The organism is Methylobacterium sp. BTF04 (genome assembly GCF_010692745.1).
Classification (GTDB): Bacteria; Pseudomonadota; Alphaproteobacteria; order Rhizobiales; family Beijerinckiaceae; genus Methylobacterium.
Map to the genome: position 1 here is coordinate 1 of NZ_JAAHTB010000106.1, position 4,276 is coordinate 4,276.

Here is a 4,276-nt window from a genome sequence, read left to right on the forward strand (position 1 = left end):
CCTGCCAATCCTCACCCCAGTGTCAGCTTCGTTCTGACCACCTGAGCAATTACGCAAACAGAGGACGCAGACACTCAAGCAAATTGGATTTACTGGAGAAATCACTTCTATTTATGTGCTGGAAGCACACCAGAAAAAAGGGGTCGGTCTTTCATTAATGAAAGCCATGGCCGAAGCGTTTATTTCAAATGATTATGATTCCGTCACCTTATGGGTTCTGGAAAACAATCTAGCGGCGCGCAGTTTTTATGACGCCCTACACGGTAAAGTTGTTGATAGACATGAAAGCAAAGAGGAAGATGTCGCGATAAATGAGTTAGCATACGGGTGGAGCGATCTACATAAAATTCTATAATATATACCGATATATTTAATGTGGGCTCAAGCGCGCGGCAACGAACGCGGCATGCTGATGATATCAAGATGTTGGCCGCGAAAAGCCGCCACGCTTTGGGCCTCGGTTCGCCGCTGACAAAGGCCGCTCTCCATTGGCTTGACGCTTCGACAAACCCGGAAAAGCGTGTGCGCGGTGTTCGTCGGAATTTTCGACGCGTCGTGGGGCTTCACGGTCGAGGCCACCCGGACGCACGCACCTGGTTCGGGGTCGGTACCGTCACATGGTCATGATGGCGCGCATTGTGATGTGCTGGCGTGTGCCTCCCGACGACTCGGGGAGTGCGGGTCCATAGCCGACGAACATGGCGCTCTCCGAATCGTACTTTGAGGCATGATCCAGCGCCGCAGGCCACGGACTCCGCCGCGTCCGGATCTGATGGAACAGGCGGTGGATGAAGAACACCGCATCGGCGCCCTCGGGCGATCCATCGGGAGCAATGTAGGCAGCGACACTGCCCGCGATGAACGCGGCCCCGAACGCCGATGCACCACTCTCGCAGGTGGTGCTGACGACGACTTTTCCGGGCAGCCTGACGCGTGCGGCGAGGACCTCGGATAGCAGGGGCCCTGCGTGAGGCTGCTCGTATCGATGCCGGGCGCATAGCCCCCGAAGACGAACCCCTCCTGGTCGGCGTGCCCGCTGAGGATCACATGATCCGCTGCGCATTCGCCTTGGCCGAGGACAAGGAGAAGGTCCTCGGGCGTTCCCGGAAGCTGGAGCGCTACCGAGGCTTCCAAACTATCCAGGATGGAGCGGATGAGAAGTTCTTCGCCGTTATCGCCGATCGCGACCACGGAAACCGGTATGCGCGAAGCGTGGAACTCCCGATCGATCATAGGCCTCTCGGAAACAGTGCGTCGACCGATGGCGCAGCAACCCTATGACAGGCATGCGGCAGGCATGCGATCCGCCCCCTTGCCCCACGACGCCACACCTTCTATTGCGACGCGATAGCTCGATCCCGCACCCGGCGCTGCCGGCCGCATTCCTGCGGCCCGTCGCGTGACGGGTTCTTCTCGCTTCCGGATACCCTATGAAGCTTCGCAACATCGCCATCATCGCCCACGTCGATCACGGCAAGACCACGCTCGTCGACAAGCTCCTGTCCCAGTCGGGCTCGTTCCGCGACAATCAGCGCGTCGAAGAGCGCGCGATGGATTCGAACGACCTCGAGAAGGAGCGCGGCATCACGATTCTGGCCAAGGCGACCTCGGTCGTCTGGAAGGATACCCGCGTCAACATCGTCGACACCCCCGGCCACGCCGATTTCGGCGGTGAGGTCGAGCGCATCCTGTCGATGGTCGACGGCGTGATCGTGCTCGTGGACGCCGCAGAGGGTCCGATGCCGCAGACCAAGTTCGTGGTCGGCAAGGCCCTCAAGATCGGCCTCAAGCCGATCGTGGCGATCAACAAGGTCGACCGTCCCGACGCCCGCATCACGGAAGTCGTCAACGAGGTGTTCGACCTGTTCGCGGCCCTCGACGCCACCGACGACCAGCTCGACTTCCCGATCCTCTACGGCTCGGGCCGCGCCGGCTGGATGGCCACCGCACCGGACGGTTCTCAGGATGACGGCCTCGCGCCGCTGTTCGACCTCGTTCTCGCACACGTGCCTCAGGCGAAGGTCGAGGAAGGTCCGTTCCGGATGCTCGGCACCCTGCTCGAGGCCAACCCGTTCCTGGGCCGCATCATCACCGGCCGTATCGCGTCCGGCACCGTGAAGCCGAACCAGGCGATCAAGGTGATGGATCGCGAGGGCAAGCTCGTGGAGACCGGACGTGTCTCCAAGATTCTGGCCTTCCGCGGCCTCGAGCGCGCGCCCATCGACATCGGCGAGGCGGGCGACATCGTCTCCATCGCCGGCCTCGTGAAGGGCACCGTGGCCGACACGTTCTGCGACCCGCAGGTCATCACCCCGATCCAGGCCCAGCCGATCGATCCGCCCACCGTGACCATGTCGTTCATCGTCAACGACTCGCCGCTGGCCGGCACCGAGGGCGACAAGGTCACGAGCCGCATGATTCGCGACCGCCTGTTCAAGGAGGGCGAGGGTAACGTCACGCTCAAGATCGAAGAGGCGGCCGACAAGGATTCGTTCTTCGTGTCGGGCCGTGGCGAGTTGCAGCTCGCCATCCTGATCGAGACCATGCGCCGCGAAGGCTTCGAGATCGCGGTGTCGCGTCCGCGCGTCGTGCTTTCGAAGGACGAGGATGGGGGCGTACTCGAGCCGGTCGAGGAGGTCGTGGTCGACGTCGACGAGGAATACTCGGGCGTCGTCGTGCAGAAGATGTCGGAGCGTAAGGCCGACATGATCGAGATGCGTCCGTCGGGCGGCAGCCGCCTGCGCCTCGTGTTCCATGCCCCCACCCGTGGCCTCATCGGCTACCAGGGTGAGCTCATGACCGACACGCGCGGCACCGCGATCATGAACCGCCTGTTCAAGGCCTACGAGCCGTTCAAGGGCGACATTGCCGGCCGCCGCAACGGCGTGCTGATCTCGAACGACAAGGGTGAGGCCGTGGCCTACGCCATGTGGAACCTGGAAGACCGCGGCCCGATGATGATCGAGCCCGGCGCCAAGGTCTATCAGGGCATGATCATCGGCGAGCACAACCGCGAGAACGATCTCGAGGTGAACGTGCTCAAGGGCAAGAAGCTCACCAACATCCGCACCACCTCGAAGGACGAGGCCGTGCGCCTGACCCCGCCGATCCGGATGACCCTGGAGCGGTCGTTGGCCTGGATCCAGGACGACGAGTTGATGGAAGTCACCCCGAAGTCGATCCGTCTGCGCAAGACCTACCTCGACCCCAACGAGCGCAAGCGCTTCGAGCGTTCGGGCGGCGCCGCTTAAGGGCGACGGGTTTTCCAGTTTGGAATGAGACAGGCCGGGCGTTTCGCCCGGCCTTTTTCGTTGTAGCGGTCCAGCATCCCCATCGCCCTCGGGCAAATAAAACAGGTCTCGAAGCGATTCGCAGCGATCGGGTTAAGTGTTTCCTGAGGGATGTCGCTCAAGCTCAGCGTTTCGCAGGGCGAATGCCGACATGGACCGACACGCCCGCGTAACCGCCGACATCGACAGCTACGGCTCGGCGGTGCGTCTGGACCGGCTCCTGCGCTTCAACGCAACGGTGGCCGATCGCTACGAGCGCGAATGCGGTGCCGCGCGCGCGGCGTCGCTGCGTCACCTGATCGTCGTCGGACTGACGTTCTACAACGTCTACAACCTCACCAGCATCTTCCTTTTGCCCGACATCCTCGGGCTGTCGGTGGTGCTCCGCCTCTTCGTCGTGACACCGGCGTCCCTGTGCCTCGCCTGGGCGGTCGGTCGCGTCGGCGCGCGCACACGCGAGTGGCTCGTGACCGGAGGCGTGCTCAATGCCTTCGCAATTCCGGTCTTCCTGTTCTGGCTGACCGAGGCTCGGTTCGGCGGCTTCACCTTCAGCGAGCTGACGCTCGTTATCGTTTTCGGCAACATGCTTCTCGCCCTGCGCTTCCCGCAGGCCATCGTCTTCACGCTGTGTGCGTTCGGTCTCGCCACCACGGCGGTTCTCCTCAAGGTCGGCCTCGAAGACGGCTTGCGGGCAGCGTTCGTGCTTCAGATCGCGACGGGCTGCGCGTTCTGCCTCTATGCGAACTATCGGATGGAAGCTCTGCGCTGCCACGGGTACCTCAAGGAACTCGGTGCGACCGTAAAGTCCGAGGTTGCCGAAGCGGCGCGCGACCATTTCCTCGATCTCTCGATGACGGATGCGCTGACCGGCCTACCGAACCGCCGATCGCTCGATCACACCACCGAGCTCTGGTCGGCGGCAGGGGCGGAACTCTGAGGTGGTCCCGCCTTCCTGGACAGTTTGGCGGCTGAGCTAAGCTATACCC

Annotated in this window: 3 protein-coding genes; all 3 read left to right on the plus strand. The window is 62.6% G+C overall.

Features of this window, described 5'->3' with window-relative positions:
* The first annotated feature begins 100 nt into the window (after positions 1 to 100).
* The 3 genes from G3T14_RS23200 (at position 101) to G3T14_RS23210 (ending at position 4,227) form a co-directional block, all read left to right on the plus strand.
* Positions 101 to 355 carry a GNAT family N-acetyltransferase gene (locus G3T14_RS23200; protein WP_348645335.1) on the plus strand — a complete coding sequence of 85 codons (255 nt, stop codon included), beginning with the start codon at positions 101 to 103 and terminating at the stop codon, positions 353 to 355.
* 1,075 nt (positions 356 to 1,430) lie between these two features.
* The gene (gene typA, locus G3T14_RS23205) at positions 1,431 to 3,251 is read left to right on the plus strand and encodes a translational GTPase TypA (protein WP_163644860.1); all 1,821 of its coding nucleotides are present in this window, start codon (positions 1,431 to 1,433) and stop codon (positions 3,249 to 3,251) included.
* 190 nt (positions 3,252 to 3,441) lie between these two features.
* Positions 3,442 to 4,227 carry a hypothetical protein gene (locus G3T14_RS23210; RefSeq protein ID WP_163644861.1) on the plus strand — a complete coding sequence of 262 codons (786 nt, stop codon included), beginning with the start codon at positions 3,442 to 3,444 and terminating at the stop codon, positions 4,225 to 4,227.
* Positions 4,228 to 4,276: the final 49 nt, after the last annotated feature.